Genomic DNA, 16,761 nt, shown 5'->3' with positions numbered 1-16,761 from the left:
TCTGTCGGTCACGTGGTGCTGGGGACGGCGCCTACGTCGGTTCTATGCCGTGGCTGCGGAGCCACGGCAGCGGGTCGATGGCCGCGCCGCCGCCGGGCCGGACCTCGAAGTGCAGGTGCGGGCCGGTGGAGTTGCCGGAGTTGCCCGAGTATGCGATGACGTCGCCGGCCTTCACCGAGCCGCTGCGGATCTTGGTGCTGCTGAGGTGGCAGTACCAGGTCTCGGTGCCGTCGGCAGCGGTGACGATGGCCATGTTGCCGTAGGCGCTGTTCCACTGTGTGCGGACGGTGCCGTCCGTCGCGGCCATGACCTCGGTGCCGTACTGGACGGGGAAGTCGATACCGGTGTGCAGGGACATCCAGTTGACACCGGACTGGCCGTAGTACGCGCTGAGCCCGTCCTGCTTCACCGGCATCACGAACTTGGGGCGCAGCGCCTCACGGCGAGCGGCCTCCTCCTCGCGCTTCTTCTTCTCCGCCGCCTGGCGCGCCTTGAGGTCGAGGCGCTCCTGCGTGCGGGAGGCGCGGTCGCCGAAGTCACGTGCGTCGGCGCTGAGCGCGGCAAGCTGGGTGTCCATGGCGTTGTTCGCGGCGGCCGGCTCGACGGAACCCGGGTCGGCCGCCGTGACGGTGCTCTTCTCGTCCTTCGTCTCGCCGCCGCCGAGACCACCGACGGACGCGGCGGCGACGCCGGCGACGCCCATCACGCAGGCCGAGGGCACGACGACGGTCAGGAGCGCCGAGCGCTTGGCCGGCGTACGGCGGCGGCCGCGGCTTCCGCCGCTGCGGCGGACCGGGCGGGGGGTGACGGGGGCGACCGGCACGGCGGTCATGGTCTGTGTCAGCGCGTCGTGTTCCGGCTCGTCGCCGCTCTCGACGGTGAGGAGATCGGCCGCGGACTGCGCCTCGTGGTCGGCCTCGCGCCCGGGCTCGATGTCCGTCGGGGCGGCGGTGTCCGGCTCGGCCCCGAAGGGGTAGGCCGTCTCGTACGCGTCGTTCATCTCGTACGCGTCGTTCGTCTCGTACGCGTCGCTCGTCGGGTGCGTATCGCCCGTTTCGTACGAATCGTTCGGCTCGTACGCGTCGTTCGTCTCGTAGGAGCTGCCCGTCTCGTACGCAGCGTTCGTCTCGTACGTGCCGTATGCGTCGTACGTGTGCTGCTCGGCGGGCTGGACGAACTCCTGCTGCGGAGTGAACTGTTGGGGTACGAGTCCCTCAGGCGTGGCCGACGCGGAGTTCCACGCGGTGGCGTCGTAGGCGCCGGTCTCGAAGGTGCCGGGTGTCCACTGGCCGGTCGTGCCGTAGGCGAACGTGGCGGCGGCCGTCTCGTACTGGCCGGTTCCACCCGCCTCGTTCCAGGCGCTCGCGTCCCACTGCCCGGTCGTGTCGTACTGGGCGTACTGCTGGTCGTACTGCGGCTGTTGGGCCTGCTCGGCCGTCGCGTAGGCGTCGTAGCCGGTGGCCTGGTGAGAGCCGGAGTCCCACTGGGACGAGTCGTACTGGCCGCTGTGGCCCGCTTCGTAACTGTCCGGAAGGGCACCGAAGAGCGGGTCGGAGTCGAAGCTGCCGGTGGCGTAGCCGACGTAGCCGGCGTGGGCGTGCTGGTCGTTCACCAACTTCTCTCTCGCCTCGGCAGCAGGACCTGTCTCTGGGGCCACCGGTTTGCGTGGGGGGTCCCAGGGGGAAGCAGTGGCGCGACTGTACCCGGCGGTACGCGACGGCGACAATCTTCGGCGGGATCTACGCAATCAGGAAACGGGCATTCAGTCGCGTTTCGGCGGTCCGCGGGCGGAGCTTTGGCCCTACGTTCGAGAAGTGTTCGATGAATCGGTGCCGTTTGGTCACGTCAGGCGACGGAGGCGGTGCCGGTGGAGCCGGCCTCCGACACGCCCGACTCGAGGACCTCCCGGACGCCGTCGGCGACCGCGGGATGAACGGGCAGCGCCAGATGGCCAATTCCGCTCACTTGCACATTCTGTGCAAGAAGGTCGGGATGGTCGATGCGGGCCGTCTCGACCGGCATCATGATCCGGTCCAGATCGCTCCAGAAACTGACGAACCGGGTACGGCAGTCGGGAGCGGGCAGACGCAGCTCCTCGATCACCGACGAGCCCGGGCGCATCTGGCGGACGATCGGGTGCGCGCTCGCGAGCGGGGCGACGGTGGTGCCCGAGTGCGGGGTGCCGAGAGTGACCAGGGTCCGCACCCGCCGGTCGCCCCCGAGGCGCTGCACGTAGTAGCGGGCGATGAGGCCGCCGAGGCTGTGGCCGACGATGTCGACCTCGGGGCTGCCGGTCCGCTCGCAGATCTCCTCCAAATGGCGGCCCAGCAAGTCCGCGGCCGCGCGGATGTCGCAGGTGAGGGGCGAGTAGTTGAGGCACTCGACATGGTGCGGGCCCTGCCGGGAGAGTGCACGGCGGAGCAGGACGAACACGGAGCGGTTGTCGACGAAGCCGTGCAGCAGGACGGTGGGCACGTCGGCCCGGGTCCTCGGCAGGCTGGGTACGGCAGGGACAGGGCGGCGGCGCTCGGGAGTGAGGCCGGTCGGATACAGCAGCAGATGCCCGGCGAGGATCGCCAGCTCCAGGGCGGTCGCCCGCAGAAGCGCGGCCGGAAGCCGCGGGCATCGCACGCGCGGAAGAGGCGGAAGCGTTCGCAGAGGAAGAGGAAGTGGAATTCGCAGAGGAAGTGGAAAAGGAAGAGTCAGGGCCTTCACGACGACCTCCCGAACGGCACGGCGGGGGCGGCTCTGCCCCGCGTGCCCTCATGGGAAGCGCGCGTGATGAGTCCGGCGCGGCGGTCTCCGCGCCGTCGGTGCCGCACCACCGTGCCGTGCGGCTGTCGGCACGGTGGTACGACGACCTGTAGTGGACCTGCGGCGGCTCCCCGTGCGACCGTGCCTGCGGGGCGCGCGCGGGGGGCGTGCGCGATGCCTGAAGCCGGTACGACGCTCAGCGAAAATGTCCCACGTGTGATTTCCCCCTCCCGGTGCACCGCGAAACGGCGGCTTGCGGGATGCTGGAGATAACGTTCGTTCACTCTCCGCGCCCCGATACGGGCCGCGGGGACGTAGGAGGCAGTGATGGGTGTGACTGGTCCGATCCGCGTGGTGGTGGCCAAGCCGGGTCTCGACGGCCACGACCGTGGCGCCAAGGTGATCGCGCGGGCGCTGCGCGACGCGGGTATGGAGGTCATCTACACCGGGCTCCACCAGACGCCCGAGCAGATCGTCGACACGGCGATCCAGGAGGACGCCGACGCGATCGGCCTCTCGATCCTCTCCGGCGCGCACAACACTCTCTTCGCGAAGGTCATCGAGCTCCTGAAGGAGCGCGAGGCGGAGGACATCAAGGTCTTCGGCGGCGGGATCATCCCTGAGGGGGACATCGCGCCGCTGAAGGAGAAGGGCGTGGCGGAGATCTTCACGCCGGGCGCGACGACGGCGTCGATCGTGGACTGGGTGAACGCGAACGTCCGCGCGCCGGCGGAGGCGTAGGCCTCGTTTCCCGGCCTGCCCGGCCCCCTTCCCGTGACCGGGGTGCCGCTCTTGGACGCCCTGCTGCGGTGCGACGCGAGCGTAGCTGCCGCCCCCGCACCCGGAGCGGCAGCTACGCACCGCGCCCGGGAAGCCTCGTCCTCCGGGCGACCACCGGCCGGGCCCGGAGTGCTCGTCCTCCGGTCGGGCGCCCTGAATGCGGCACCCACGCCGAGCGCGGGGGGCGTCGCGCGCCGCTGATTGCGGCAGCTACGCGTCCGCGCCCGGGAAGCCTCGTCCTCCGGGCGACCGCCGCCGGGGCGGCGGGCAGCTGCACCTCGGGGCTACGTCCCAGGTCAGGCGGGGGCGGGGGGTGGGGTGAGTTCCGTGTGGATGGTGGCGCGGAGGCGCAGCGTGGAGACCAGGCGCTGGAACGCCTCCGACCAGTAGCCGCCCGCGCCCGGTGATGCGTCCTCCTGTTCGTCGGGCGTCGCCGTGAGGACCTCCAGCCGGCCGGCCTCGTCAGGGGCCAGGCAGCGTTCCGCGAGGCCCATCACGCCGCTGAAGCTCCACGGATAACTGCCCGCGTCCCGGGCGATGTCGAGCGCGTCCACCACGGCCCGGCCCAGCGGCTCGGCCCAGGGAACCGCGCACACGCCGAGCAGCTGGAACGCCTCCGACAGGCCGTGCGCGGCTATGAAGTCGGCCACCCACACCGCCCGTTCGCCATCCGGCAGTGTCGCGAGGAGCTTCGACCGCTCGGCCAGCGATGTCGTGCCCGGCCCTGTCGACGGCGGAGCGGCAGGCGCGCCGAGCAGGGCACGGGACCAGTCGGCGTCACCTTGGCGCACGGCCGCCCGGCACCACGCGGCGTGCAGTTCGTCCGCCCAGTCGTCGGACACCGGCAACGCGACGATCTCGTCGGCCGTTCGCCCGCCGAGCCGGCCGGACCAGACGGACAGTGGTGCGGCCTCCACCAGCTGGCCCAGCCACCAGGACCGCTCGCCCCGCCCCGACGGCGGGTTGGGGACGACGCCGTCCCGCTGCATGTCCGCGTCGCATTCGTGGGGCGCCTCCACGGTGATCACCGCTCCCGCGTCGCCGCTGCGGCCGAGGGCGACGCAGGACGCGGCGCGTGCGGCCATGCGCCCGGCGAGCGCGGACTGCGGCAGCGCGGAGAGCAGTTCAGCTGCCGTGGCCCGGACGTTGCGGCTGCGGTCGGCCAGAGCCTGTTCGAGAAACGGCTCGTCCGCCGGGGACAGACCGGCCCGCAGCGAGTCGAGGAACATCAGCCGGTCCTCCGCCCGCTCAGTGGCCCATGTCGTGCCGAGCAGCGTCAGCGCGGCGGCCGCGTCATCCGCCCGTACGCCGGCGAGAAGAGCGACCCGCTCCGCGAACAGGCCCTCGTCCCACAGCCTCCTCACTGCTTCCGGGTCGCCCGTGTCGGGCAGTGCGGACCCCGCCGATCCGCCGCGCAGGGCGAACTTCCACTCGGGGTTGAGCCGTGCGAGCCACAGGCCGCGCGGCCCGGCGAACGCCAGTGCGTGAGGCCGCAGGTCGGTTCGTGCCCGTGCCGCGTCCAGCAGCGCGGGAAGCAGGGAGGCCGGTGCCTGGTAGCCGTGCTCGTTGGCGGCGGCGAGCCATTGGGGGAGCAGCTCGGTGAGGTCCGGGGCCGTGCCGCGCCTGCCTCCGGTGCCCGACGGGCCGGACCGGTCGGCCAGCAGCTGGGCGAGCCGTCGCCGGGCGGATGCGGGCAGTGTACGGCGCGGGTCGGGCGGCGCCGGCTCCGTGCCCCCGACCGGCGCGGAGCCCGGCCGCAACCCTGCCCTGCGCCGCACTGTGTGCAGCGCGGCAGCGTCGAGCAGCGCGATCGGAGCGTCCTTGCCGACGGGCGTGAGGCCGGCCGGCGGTGTGCGGCGGTCGGTGCCGAGCAGAGCCGACGTGACGAGCTCTTCCCACGGTGACGAGTCGGCGGTGCCTGCGGCGCCGGCTGTGGTTGTTGCGGCGGTGCTGGTCATTGGGGTCTCCCGACGTTCAGATCAGCGGGACCGTCTCGGACATGTCCTCGGGCCAGGCCGTCAACGGCGTGAAGCCCTGGTGGCCGAACTCGCCGAAGACGGTGACGGGCCGGCCGCCGGCGAGGGACACGAGCTTCCACAGTCCTGCGCGGGCGAGCGCCGCGGCGGCGACGGGCAGCGCGCCGCCGCCGTCCGCGTCGGCGAGCCGCCATCCGTCGGCGTCCGGTACGGGTATGACGCGGGTGAGCGTGACGGGCCAGGACTCCAGCCAGGGGTCGTCACGCAGTGCCTGCCCGTACGCCTCGACGGCCGAGTCGCACGGTCCGCCCGCCGGCGGGGCGTCGATGGCGACGGGCGGGGTGAACTGCGCGCCCAGCTCCGCCCTCGGCCGGCCGCCTGCGTGCGCGGTGACTTCGGCATCCATCATCATCCCTGCGGGCAGGGCCAGTTGCGGAGAGCGGCCCGCAGCGCCGAAGGACAGCAGAAGCGCGGCCTGCTGCGACTCCCGTCCGTGCAGCCAGACGCGGCGCGTCGTGAGCTTGCCGTCGGAGGTGTCGTACTGGGCGAGGACCATCCATCGGTCCCGGACGGCCGGGCCGCCCGCCGGCGGGGTGAGCCCGATCCTTGTTCGGACGGTGGCGGCCAGCGGCTCCGGAAGCCGCTCGCGCCCCAGCCACGCGACGTCGAGCAGATGGATCAGGGCACATTCCTCCAGCAGCCGGACCGGCCAGCCGGCGCCGGATCCGGGGACCGCCCCCAACTCGCGGATACGCGCGGCAAGTCCGGGAGCCTGTGCGTCGATCATGCGGGCCGCGGTCTCCTCCCACAGTCCGTAACCGGTCTGCTCCGCCGCCGCGAGGCCGCCGCGCAGCAGGTCGGCCAGTCGCTGCTCCAGTTCCGTCGCGCCGGCGGTGATCCGCTCGGCCCGGCGCTCGGCGCGCCGCTTCGCCGCCTCCGGGTCGGCGCTTCTCGAGGCGGCCCCCGAACCGGTACGGCCCTGCTCCTCCGTGCGCCTTCGGCGCGCGGCCAGCCACTCCTCCGCCCAGTCGGGGACGGCGGATTCCCGCACGGTCTGCTCGTCCGCTGCCCAGAGCGACAGCAGTCCCAGGGCGTGCTTGCACGGGAACTTCCGGCTCGGGCAACTGCACTTGTATGCAGGACCCGCGGTGTCGACGACGGTCTGGTAGGGCTTGCTGCCGCTGCCCTTGCACAGCCCCCACACGGCTCCCGAGCCGTCGCAGCCCGCGCCCGACCACGGGCCCGCGACGGCCAGTTTGCCGCCCGCTCTGCGTGATGCCTCGTCAGGAGCCAGTGCGTACACCTGCTCCGGCGCCCAGCGCACCCCCGTCTCCGGGGTGTGCGGGTGCCCTCCCCCGTTTGTTCGCAGCATGGGGACGACGCTACGGCCCCCCACTGACAATCCCCCTGACCTGCGGTCATGTCGCCGCCACGACCGGTTGTCAGTGGCATGGTGCACGGTGGATCCCACATCGGGTCGAACGATCTGGAGGGGGATCCATGACCGTGTCCGAAACCGGCGCGACCACACAAACCGAGGCCCTGCGGCCGCACGCGGAGGACGCGTTCGCGGACGAACTCACGGCGCTGGCCGCGGTCGACGACCGGCCGCGGCCCGTCAACTGGCGGATGTCTCCGTGGGCCGTCGCCACCTACCTGCTCGGCGGCACTCTCTCCGACGGGACGGTCATCTCGCCGAAGTACGTAGGCCCACGCCGCATCGTCGAGGTCGCCGTCACCACGCTGGCCACCGACCGTGCGCTGCTGCTCCTGGGCGTCCCGGGCACCGCGAAGACCTGGGTCTCCGAGCATCTGGCCGCGGCCGTCAGCGGCGACTCCACCCTGCTCGTGCAAGGCACCGCCGGCACGCCTGAGGAGGCCGTCCGCTACGGCTGGAACTACGCCCAGCTGCTGGCACACGGCCCCAGCAGGGACGCTTTGGTGCCGAGCCCCGTCATGCGCGCCATGTCCGAGGGCATGACGGCACGAGTCGAGGAGCTGACCCGCATCCCGGCCGACGTGCAGGACACGCTCATCACGATCCTGTCCGAGAAGACCCTGCCGATACCGGAGTTGGGGCAGGAGGTGCAGGCGGTCCGCGGCTTCAACCTCATCGCCACCGCCAACGACCGCGACCGCGGGGTCAATGACCTCTCCAGCGCGCTGCGCCGACGCTTCAACACCGTGGTGCTGCCGCTGCCCGCGACGCCGGAGGCAGAGGTCGACATCGTGTCGCGGCGCGTCGACCAGCTCGGGCGCTCGCTCGACCTGCCTGCCGTGCCGGAGGGCCTGCAGGAGATCCGCCGGGTCGTCACCGTCTTCCGCGAGCTGCGCGACGGGGTGTCCACCGACGGCAGGACAAAGATCAAGTCGCCGTCCGGGACGCTGTCGACGGCCGAGGCGATCTCCGTCGTGACCAACGGGCTGGCGCTCGCCGCGCACTTCGGCGACGGCGTACTGCGGCCGGGAGACGTGGCGGCGGGCATCCTCGGCGCGGTCGTGCGCGATCCGGCGGCGGACCGTGTCGTCTGGCAGGAGTACCTGGAGACGGTCGTGCGTGAGCGGGAGGGCTGGAAGGACTTCTACCGCGCGTGCCGTGAGGTGAGCGCATGAGGAGCCCGCTCCTGCTCGGTGTCCGCCACCACGGGCCGGGCTCGGCACGGGCTGTGCGGGCAGCGCTGGAGGCGGCCCGGCCCGCGGCCGTACTGATCGAGGGGCCGCCGGAGGGCGACGCCCTGCTGGCGCTGGCCGCCGACGAGCAGATGCGCCCGCCGGTCGCGCTCCTCGCTCACGCGGTGGACGACCCGGGCAGGGCGGCGTTCTGGCCGCTGGCCGAGTTCTCCCCCGAGTGGGTCGCCATCCGCTGGGCGCTGGGCCATGGCGCCGCGGTGCGCTTCATCGACCTGCCCGCGGCTCATTCCCTGGCGCTCACCGAGGAGACGGAGCCCGAGCCGGAGGGCGCCGACGACGGGGCGCGCGACGTGCGGATCGATCCGCTCGCCGTGCTCGCGCAGACCGCCGGACACGACGACCCCGAGCGGTGGTGGGAGGACGTCGTCGAACTGCGCGGCAGCTGTGCGGCACCGATCCCCGCGGCCCTGCCGCAGCCCCTGCGCGTGGCGACTTCCGACGGCACGCCGGCGGGGGTCCCGGGCGGCCCGACGGCCGCCGTGGGCGGTCGGCCCCAGCCGGGCGGCGCCGGCGCCTTGGGGAGCCCCACCCCTGCCGGGCGGGCTGTCGAGCCCGATCCGTTCGCGCCGTTCCTCGCACTGAGGGAGGCCATGGCGGCGCTCCGGGAGACGTACGGGCACGGCGGGCACGACCGGGATCTCGTCCGTGAGGCACACATGCGGCTCCGACTGCGCGCCGCCGTGAAGGAGTTCGGCGACGGCGTCGCCGTCGTCTGCGGTGCGTGGCACGTGCCGGCGCTCGAGGCGCGGACGACCGTCGCCGCCGACAAGGCGCTCCTGAAGGGACTGCCCAAGGTCAAGACCGAGATGACCTGGGTGCCCTGGACCCACCGACGGCTGGCCCGCCGCTCCGGATACGGCGCCGGCATCGACTCGCCCGGCTGGTACGCGCATCTCTTCGGTGCGCCCGACCGGCCCGTCGAGCGCTGGATGACCAAGGTCGCGGGCCTGTTCCGGGACGAGGACCGGATGGTGTCGTCCGCCCATGTCATCGAAGCCGTCCGGCTCGCCGGGACCCTGGCGGTCATGCGCGGACGGCCGCTGGCCGGGCTGACCGAGACCGTCGACGCCATTCGGGCCGTGATGTGCGACGGCTCCGACGTGCCGCTCGGCCTGGTGCGGGACCGTCTCGTCATCGGGGACGTCCTCGGCGAGGTGCCCGACGCGGCGCCCGCGGTGCCGCTGCAGCGGGACCTGACCCGGCAGCAGCGCAGCCTGCGGCTCAAGCCGGAGGCGCTCGAGCGCGATCTTGAGCTCGACCTGCGCAAGGAGACCGACGCCGCCAAGAGCAGACTGCTGCACCGGCTGCGGCTGCTCGCCGTCGGCTGGGGCGAGCCCGTCGACGGGCGGGGGAGCACCGGCACGTTCCGGGAGAGCTGGCGGCTGCGCTGGGAGCCCGAGCTGTCCGTGAAGGTCGCGGAGGCGGGCGTCTGGGGCACCACGGTGCTCTCGGCCGCCACCGCGAAGGCGCAGTCACAGGCCGTCTCCGCCACCGCCCTGGGGCAGGTGACGGCGCTCGCCGAGCAGTGCCTCCTGGCCGAACTGCCCGAGGCGCTCCCGGTCGTCATGAGGTCCCTGGCCGACCGTGCGGCCCTCGACGCCGATGTGAGCCACCTGGCCCAGGCCCTCCCGGCGCTGGCCCGTTCGCTGCGGTACGGCGATGTGCGGGGCACGGACATGGCCGCGCTCGCAGAGGTCGCCGGCGGGCTCGCCGAGCGGATCTGCGTCGGCCTGCCGCCCGCCTGCATCGGACTCGACGCGGACGGCGCGGCGGAGATGCGCGGTCATCTCGACAACGTGCACAGCGCCATCGGGCTGCTGCCGGACGCCGAAGGCGTGCCCGAGCGCTGGAGATCCGTGTTGCGCAAGCTCGCCGGCCGCGACACCGTCCCGGGAGCGATTCGCGGCCGGGCGGCACGGCTGCTGCTGGACGAGGGCCTGCTCGGGGAGGAGGAGGCCGCGCGGCTGATGGCGCTCGCCCTCTCCCGGGGCACGGAGCCGTCGGACGCGGCTGCCTGGATCGAGGGCTTCGTCGGCGGCGCGTCCGGCGGTGGACTGCTGCTGGTTCACGACGAGCGCCTGCTTGAGCTGGTCGACTCCTGGCTGACATCGGTTCCGGCGGAGGCGTTCACCGATGTGCTGCCGCTGCTGCGCCGCACCTTCTCGGCCTACGAGCCGGGGGTCCGCCGCACGCTGGGCGAGCTCGTCCGCCGCGGCCCCGGCGCGGGCGGCGGGGCGGCCCCGACCGACACCGCGGTCCCCGGCTTCGGGCCCGGTCTCGACACCGCGCGCGCCGACGCGGTCCTTCCGGTGCTGCAGCTGCTGCTCGGCATCGACGACAACGACCTGACGGGGGTGCCCCGATGACGCAGAGCTCCAGTGACGAAAGGCTGCGGAGATGGCGGCTGGTACTGGGCGGCGAACCGGATGCCGATGGCACCGACTGCGCGCTCTCCGGCGCCGATGAGGCGATGGACGGCGCGCTCACGTCGCTCTACGGCTCCCGCTCCGGCGCGGGAAACCGCGGTGGAGGCAGATCGGCGGGGCTCGGGGCGTCCGCCCCGTCCGTCGCCCGCTGGCTGGGTGACATCCGCACGTATTTCCCCAGTTCCGTCGTGCAGGTCATGCAGCGCGACGCGATGGAGCGGCTCGGGCTCTCCGCGCTGCTGCTGGAGCCCGAGATGCTGGAGGCCGTGGAGGCGGACGTCCACCTCGTCGGCACCCTGCTCTCGCTCAACAAGGCGATGCCGGAGACGACGAAGGAGACGGCACGGGCGGTCGTGCGCAAGGTCGTCGACGACCTGGAGAAGAGGCTCGCCACCCGCACCCGCTCTACGCTGACCGGGGCACTCGACCGCTCGGCGAAGATCAGCAGGCCCCGCCACCGGGACATCGACTGGGATCGCACGATCCGGGCGAACCTCAAGAACTACCTGCCCGTTCCCGGAAAGGACGGCGTCTTCACCGTCGTCCCCGAGCGGCTCGTCGGATACGGACGGGCGTCGCAGGCGGTGAAGAAGGAGGTCGTGCTCTGCATCGACCAGTCGGGCTCGATGGCCGCCTCTGTCGTATACGCGTCGGTGTTCGGCGCCGTCCTGGCGTCGATGCGTTCCATCGCCACTCGGCTCGTGGTCTTCGACACCGCGGTCGTCGACCTGACCGACCAGCTCGACGACCCCGTCGACGTCCTCTTCGGCACCCAGCTCGGGGGCGGAACCGACATCAACAGGGCGCTGGCGTACTGCCAGTCGCAGATCAGCCGGCCCGCGGACACGGTCGTCGTGCTGATCAGCGATCTGTACGAGGGCGGCATCCGCGACGAGATGCTCAAGCGGGTCGCGGCGATGAAGGCGTCCGGCGTGCAGTTCGTCACTCTGCTCGCTCTCTCCGACGAGGGCGCCCCGGCGTACGACCGTGAGCACGCGGCCGCCCTCGCGACGCTGGGAGCACCGGCGTTCGCCTGTACGCCCGACCTCTTCCCCGACGTCATGGCGGCGGCCCTCGAGAAGCGGCCTCTGCCGATACCGGATGTGGCCATATCGGACTTGGCGGTCCATCAGTAACAGGCCGTGACATGGTGACCCATCGGTAACCCGAAACTTGCGCCGCCCCGGGAGACTCGTGCGAGCATCGTCCCGCATCGACCGAAAGAGAGCTTCTCCACTGTGGCTGCCGCAGCGCTTCGTCCCGCTGCCGTCCTGAGCGCGCTGCGCCGGACGGCGCCCGGGCCACGGGTGCTGCACGTGCTGCTCTTCCTCGGCGGATTGCTGACGCTGGGTCTTCTCCTCGGCGCCCCGGCGCACGCGGCCGAATCGCCGTCCGAGTCGACGGCCGGCGCGACCGCGAAGGTCAGTGCCGAAGTCCCGTCGCGGGGCGTCGCCGACGCCTCGTCGACGCCCCGGCGTGACGCCGCCGCCGGTGCCACGACGGGTGCGACGGACACGGCAGCGGATTCGTCCGCGGATCCTGCTGTGTCCACCGCCCCTGAGTCTCCCGCCGACCGGCAGCATGCGGCCCCGCAGTTCGCCGAGCGGCCGGTCGCCCGTGAACTGCGGCGCGCTGCCGCCGAGTCCGAACGGTTCGTCGAGACGACCGGTGCCGTACAGGCCAGGGACTCGCTCCGCGAGATGACCCTTCCGGTCACCGACAAGGCGCGGCAGCTCGCCGGTTTCCTGCTGGGCGTCTTCACCGCCCCGCTTCCCGGCGGGGAGCTGCCGGGACCCGGCGGAGTCGGCGCCGTTCCGGACGAGCCGACGGTGACGCGGCCCGCGGCGGAAGACGCCGCGTACAGTGCCGCACCAGCCGTCCCTGAATCCGCCGCCGGCGGTACGAGCCAGGCGGCAACGGGCCACTTCGGTGCCGCAGCCGGTTGGCCCGGCGCTCACCCGGGCAGCGAGCAGGACGGCCGTGTCGGTGGTTCGCGGCTCGAGTCGGTACAGGCACCGGCGCGCGCTCCCGCTCCGGAGCCGTTCGCCCCGTGCCGCTCCCTGCAGGGCGTCGTCCCGCACTCGGGCGAGACCCACTCGCCCCGTACGGGCGACCAGCAGGCGGCGACACTCGCACACGGATCGCCCGACGCTTTCGCGTCCGGTCCCGTGTGCCCGGCGGCGGAGCCGCCGACGCGCGACAGGCCGCGCGACGTTCTCGAATTCCCCGGCTAGGGCAGGCCTTCCCCCCGCCTCAGGACCTGCCACGCGGGGGTGGGCAGGTCTGCCCGCCAATCCGGAGCCCTTCTTCCCCTCCGGACCGCCGAACGAATTCGAAGGAACCGCCAAGCATGCACAAGAACATCCGTCGTTCCATTGCCGTCGCTGCCACGGCCACCGGTGTGTGGGCCCTCGGCACCGCCGCGGCCTCCGCCGACGAGTCGCCCGTCTCCCTGCCGCTGTCCATGCCGGACCAGGCGGCAGAGGCGGCCGACGCCGTCGAGGTGCCCGCCGTCGCCGACGCCGCGTCCGCCGGGGACAAGGTCGTCGGCAGGGTCGCCGACAAGCTCGTCGCCGGCGATGAACTGGAGAACCGGCTGCCCTCCGGCGGCGCTCCGGACGTCGTGTCCGACGTGACGTCCGAGGTCGACGTGACGTCCGAGGTCGACGTGACGTCCGAGGTCACGGACCGGGCCCGTCAGTACGTCGAGGGCGAGCTCCCCTCGTACGAGGCCCCGCGCGTCCGGGCCCCGTCCGTCGAGGCCCCGTCCGTCGACGCCGACATCGACTACCTCTTCGGTCCGCTGTCCGCGTTCGCCCACGAGCTGCACCAGGCCCCGGCGCAGGTCGAGGCCGGCGCACACTCCGCGGTCGCCGCTTCCGGCCCGATCGTGGACGAGACCTCCGCGGCCGTCCTGCCGCCCGTCGTCGCCACCGCCGTCGCCGGTGTTCAGCCGGTTGCGACTCAGGCCGTCGGTGACGCCGGTGCCCTCGCGCACGGTGTCGTCTCCGAGGCGCAGCCGTTCGCCGGCGGTGTCGTCGGTCAGGTGCAGCCGTTCGCGGGCGGTGTGGTGTCCGAGGTGCAGCCGTTCGCGGGCGGTGTCGTGGACCAGGTGCAGCCGTTCGCCCGTGGTGTGGTCTCCGAGGTGCAGCCGTTCGCAGGTGGCGTCGTCGGCGAGGTCCAGCCGTTCGCGGCCGGTGTCGTCGCCGAGGTGCAGCCCGTGGTCGACGCCGTGGTCGCGCACGTCCAGCCGGTCGGCCATGGCGTCGGTACGGCCGCAACCGGCCTGGCCTACGGGGTGACGGGCCAGGTCGACCCTTTCGCCGCCGGAGTGGTGTCCGAGGTGGGCCCGCTCGCGGCCGGTGTCGCGGGGCAGGTGGACCCGTTCGCCGCCGGAGTGGTGTCCGAGGTCCGGCCTTTCGCGGAGGGTATTGCGACGAACGTCACCAGTGACACCGCTCCGCTCGCCGGCAACGCCGTCGCCGGTGCGCAGGGCGTCGTCTCCGATGTGACCCCGAGCTACCTCCCGTACGGCATCTGAGCAGCGGCCCGGTCAGGCGCCGCCAAGGTGGCTGATCAGGCGTCGAGCGCAAGGGCGGGGCGTCCGGTCGGTCCCTGTGGGCGCCTCGCCCACCGGGCCCGGGGCGTTCCGCCCCGGCCGTACGCCCTACCATCCGCAGGCGCTCTGTGACCGTAATCACCGCTCAGGTGTGATCTGCGATTTAGGGGCGCACGTCCGGCGGGGATAACCTGCCAGGCGGACATGCCGCGCCCACGGACACCGTGTGTGCCTTCCTTGTGACAGAGCTCGTCACGTTGCCCTTCGCGGCACTGCCCACGCAGACAACGAACCGCGATCATCAGAAAAGGGACGGACGCGCGTGGACCTGTTCGAGTACCAGGCGAGGGATCTCTTCGCCAAGCACGGTGTACCGGTGCTGGCCGGTGAAGTCATCGACACGCCTGAGGCGGCGCGCGAGGCGACCGAGCGACTGGGCGGCAAGTCCGTCGTCAAGGCGCAGGTGAAGGTCGGCGGCCGCGGCAAGGCCGGCGGCGTGAAGCTGGCCGCCACCCCGGACGAGGCCGTCGCCCGCGCGACGGACATCCTCGGGATGGACATCAAGGGCCACACGGTCCACAAGGTGATGATCGCGGAGACCGCTCCGGAGATCGCCGAGGAGTACTACGTCTCGTACCTCCTCGACCGCACCAACCGCACCTTCCTGGCCATGGCCTCCGTCGAGGGCGGCATGGACATCGAGGAGGTCGCGGCCACCAAGCCCGAGGCCCTCGCGAAGGTCCCGGTCGACGCCAACGAGGGTGTCACCAAGGAGAAGGCCGCCGAGATCGTCGCCCAGGCGAAGTTCCCGGCCGAGGTCGCCGACCAGGTCGCCGACATCCTGGTGACCCTGTGGAAGACCTTCATCGCCGAGGACGCGCTCCTCGTCGAGGTCAACCCGCTGGCCAAGGTCGCCGACGGCCGCGTCATCGCGCTCGACGGCAAGGTGTCCCTCGACGAGAACGCCGACTTCCGCCAGCCGGAGCACGAGGCCCTCGAGGACAAGGCCGCAGCCAACCCGCTCGAGGCTGCCGCCAAGGCCAAGAACCTCAACTACGTCAAGCTCGACGGCGAGGTCGGCATCATCGGCAACGGCGCGGGTCTGGTCATGTCGACCCTCGACGTCGTCGCCTACGCCGGTGAGGCGCACGGCGGCGTGAAGCCCGCCAACTTCCTCGACATCGGTGGCGGCGCGTCCGCCCAGGTGATGGCGAACGGCCTCGAGATCATCCTCGGTGACGAGGACGTCAAGTCGGTCTTCGTCAACGTCTTCGGCGGCATCACCGCCTGCGACGAGGTCGCCAACGGCATCGTCCATGCCCTGGCCCTGCTCGCCGAGAGGGGCGAAGAGGTCACCAAGCCGCTGGTCGTCCGCCTCGACGGCAACAACGCGGAGCTGGGTCGCAAGATCCTCTCCGACGCCAACCACCCGCTGGTGCAGCGTGTGGACACCATGGACGGAGCGGCCGACAAGGCCGCCGAGCTCGCCGCTGTTGCGAAGTAAGGGAAGAGGGATCGTAGAACCATGGCTATCTTCCTGAACAAGGACAGCAAGGTCATCGTCCAGGGCATGACCGGCGCCACGGGCATGAAGCACACCAAGCTCATGCTGGGTGACGGCACCAACATCGTCGGCGGCGTGAACCCGCGCAAGGCCGGCACGTCCGTCGACTTCGACGGCACCGAGGTCCCGGTCTTCGGCACCGTCGCCGAGGCGATGGAGAAGACGGGCGCCAACGTCTCCGTCCTCTTCGTCCCGCCGGCCTTCGCCAAGGCCGCCGTGGTCGAGGCCATCGACGCCGAGATCCCGCTGGCCGTCGTGATCACCGAGGGCATCGCCGTCCACGACTCCGCCGCCTTCTGGGCGTACGCCAAGTCCAAGGGCAACAAGACCCGCATCATCGGCCCGAACTGCCCCGGCCTCATCACGCCGGGCCAGTCCAACGCCGGCATCATCCCGGGCGACATCACCAAGCCCGGCCGCATCGGTCTCGTGTCCAAGTCCGGCACGCTGACCTACCAGATGATGTACGAGCTCCGTGACATCGGCTTCTCCTCCGCCGTCGGCATCGGTGGCGACCCGGTCATCGGTACGACGCACATCGACGCCCTCGCGGCGTTCGAGGCGGACCCCGACACCGACCTGATCGTCATGATCGGTGAGATCGGCGGCGACGCCGAGGAGCGTGCGGCCGACTTCATCAAGGCCAACGTCACCAAGCCGGTCGTCGGTTACGTCGCGGGCTTCACCGCGCCCGAGGGCAAGACCATGGGCCACGCCGGCGCCATCGTCTCCGGCTCCTCGGGCACCGCCCAGGCGAAGAAGGAGGCCCTCGAGGCCGCGGGCGTCAAGGTCGGCAAGACGCCGACCGAGACGGCCAAGCTGGCGCGAGCGATTCTCGCCGGCTGATCCTCGCCGACCGCTTCTTACGCAGGACGCGTAGTGGGGGGGGGGGGGGGGGGGGGGGGGGGGGGGAGGGGGGGGGAGGGGGGGGAGGGGGGGGGGGGAGGGGGAGGGGGGGGGGGGGTGGGGGGGTTGTAGAGCTAGGCGCGGGCGTTGTTGCCGTCGTTCAGC

General features: G+C 72.2%; 12 protein-coding genes. 8 read left to right on the top strand and 4 right to left on the bottom strand.

The window, feature by feature from the left end; translation table 11 throughout:
• Positions 1 to 31: 31 nt before the first annotated feature.
• Both ACZ4SA_RS16570 and ACZ4SA_RS16565 read right to left on the bottom strand, forming a co-directional pair.
• Positions 32 to 1,612, bottom strand: a complete 1,581-nt coding sequence (locus ACZ4SA_RS16570; protein ID WP_468274737.1) for a M23 family metallopeptidase — start codon at positions 1,610 to 1,612, stop codon at positions 32 to 34.
• 233 nt (positions 1,613 to 1,845) lie between these two features.
• Positions 1,846 to 2,706, bottom strand: coding sequence for an esterase/lipase family protein (locus ACZ4SA_RS16565; protein ID WP_468274886.1), 861 nt, complete (start codon positions 2,704 to 2,706; stop codon positions 1,846 to 1,848).
• A 375-nt stretch (positions 2,707 to 3,081) separates the two neighbouring features.
• Between ACZ4SA_RS16565 and ACZ4SA_RS16560 the strand changes: the two genes are divergently transcribed.
• Positions 3,082 to 3,495: a cobalamin B12-binding domain-containing protein gene (locus ACZ4SA_RS16560; protein WP_468274735.1), complete on the top strand. Its 414-nt coding sequence runs from the start codon at positions 3,082 to 3,084 to the stop codon at positions 3,493 to 3,495.
• A 335-nt stretch (positions 3,496 to 3,830) separates the two neighbouring features.
• Here the strand turns inward: ACZ4SA_RS16560 and ACZ4SA_RS16555 are convergent, their stop codons facing one another.
• Positions 3,831 to 5,492, bottom strand: coding sequence for a DUF5691 domain-containing protein (locus ACZ4SA_RS16555; RefSeq protein WP_468274732.1), 1,662 nt, complete (start codon positions 5,490 to 5,492; stop codon positions 3,831 to 3,833).
• 16 nt (positions 5,493 to 5,508) lie between these two features.
• On the bottom strand, positions 5,509 to 6,882 hold the full coding sequence (locus ACZ4SA_RS16550) for an SWIM zinc finger family protein (RefSeq protein ID WP_468274730.1): 1,374 nt from the start codon (positions 6,880 to 6,882) through the stop codon (positions 5,509 to 5,511).
• Positions 6,883 to 7,010: 128 nt separating this feature from the next.
• Here ACZ4SA_RS16550 and ACZ4SA_RS16545 point away from each other — a divergent pair, with 128 nt between their 5' ends.
• From ACZ4SA_RS16545 to sucD, 7 genes are all read left to right on the top strand, one after another.
• Positions 7,011 to 8,123 carry an ATP-binding protein gene (locus tag ACZ4SA_RS16545; RefSeq protein ID WP_468274727.1) on the top strand — a complete coding sequence of 371 codons (1,113 nt, stop codon included), beginning with the start codon at positions 7,011 to 7,013 and terminating at the stop codon, positions 8,121 to 8,123.
• Positions 8,120 to 10,567, top strand: coding sequence for a DUF5682 family protein (locus ACZ4SA_RS16540; RefSeq protein ID WP_468274724.1), 2,448 nt, complete (start codon positions 8,120 to 8,122; stop codon positions 10,565 to 10,567). The genes ACZ4SA_RS16545 and ACZ4SA_RS16540 overlap by 4 nt, the downstream gene beginning before the upstream one ends.
• Positions 10,564 to 11,763 (top strand): vWA domain-containing protein, encoded by a 1,200-nt coding sequence (locus ACZ4SA_RS16535; RefSeq protein WP_468274721.1) that lies wholly within the window; start codon positions 10,564 to 10,566, stop codon positions 11,761 to 11,763. The genes ACZ4SA_RS16540 and ACZ4SA_RS16535 overlap by 4 nt, the downstream gene beginning before the upstream one ends.
• Positions 11,764 to 11,865: 102 nt before the next feature.
• Entirely contained in the window at positions 11,866 to 12,861 is a 996-nt protein-coding gene (locus ACZ4SA_RS16530; RefSeq protein WP_468274719.1) for a hypothetical protein, read from the top strand.
• A gap of 116 nt (positions 12,862 to 12,977) precedes the next feature.
• Positions 12,978 to 14,168 carry a hypothetical protein gene (locus ACZ4SA_RS16525; protein ID WP_468274717.1) on the top strand — a complete coding sequence of 397 codons (1,191 nt, stop codon included), beginning with the start codon at positions 12,978 to 12,980 and terminating at the stop codon, positions 14,166 to 14,168.
• Positions 14,169 to 14,508: 340 nt separating this feature from the next.
• Entirely contained in the window at positions 14,509 to 15,690 is a 1,182-nt protein-coding gene (gene sucC, locus ACZ4SA_RS16520) for an ADP-forming succinate--CoA ligase subunit beta (protein WP_468274714.1), read from the top strand.
• A 21-nt stretch (positions 15,691 to 15,711) separates the two neighbouring features.
• Positions 15,712 to 16,596 (top strand): succinate--CoA ligase subunit alpha, encoded by an 885-nt coding sequence (gene sucD / locus ACZ4SA_RS16515; RefSeq protein ID WP_356634793.1) that lies wholly within the window; start codon positions 15,712 to 15,714, stop codon positions 16,594 to 16,596.
• Positions 16,597 to 16,761: the final 165 nt, after the last annotated feature.

It is taken from the genome of Streptomyces sp. NPDC027962 (genome assembly GCF_055566095.1).
This window is presented reverse-complemented; position numbering and strand designations above follow the sequence as displayed.

Coding starts and splice junctions, on each gene's coding strand:
- ACZ4SA_RS16560 (WP_468274735.1), top strand. CDS start 3,082: ATGGGTGTGACTGGTCCGATCCGCGTGGTGGTGGCCAAGCCGGGTCTC.
- ACZ4SA_RS16525 (WP_468274717.1), top strand. CDS start 12,978: ATGCACAAGAACATCCGTCGTTCCATTGCCGTCGCTGCCACGGCCACC.
- sucD (WP_356634793.1), top strand. CDS start 15,712: ATGGCTATCTTCCTGAACAAGGACAGCAAGGTCATCGTCCAGGGCATG.
- ACZ4SA_RS16535 (WP_468274721.1), top strand. CDS start 10,564: ATGACGCAGAGCTCCAGTGACGAAAGGCTGCGGAGATGGCGGCTGGTA.
- ACZ4SA_RS16550 (WP_468274730.1), bottom strand. CDS start 6,882: ATGCTGCGAACAAACGGGGGAGGGCACCCGCACACCCCGGAGACGGGG.
- ACZ4SA_RS16545 (WP_468274727.1), top strand. CDS start 7,011: ATGACCGTGTCCGAAACCGGCGCGACCACACAAACCGAGGCCCTGCGG.
- ACZ4SA_RS16540 (WP_468274724.1), top strand. CDS start 8,120: ATGAGGAGCCCGCTCCTGCTCGGTGTCCGCCACCACGGGCCGGGCTCG.
- ACZ4SA_RS16555 (WP_468274732.1), bottom strand. CDS start 5,492: ATGACCAGCACCGCCGCAACAACCACAGCCGGCGCCGCAGGCACCGCC.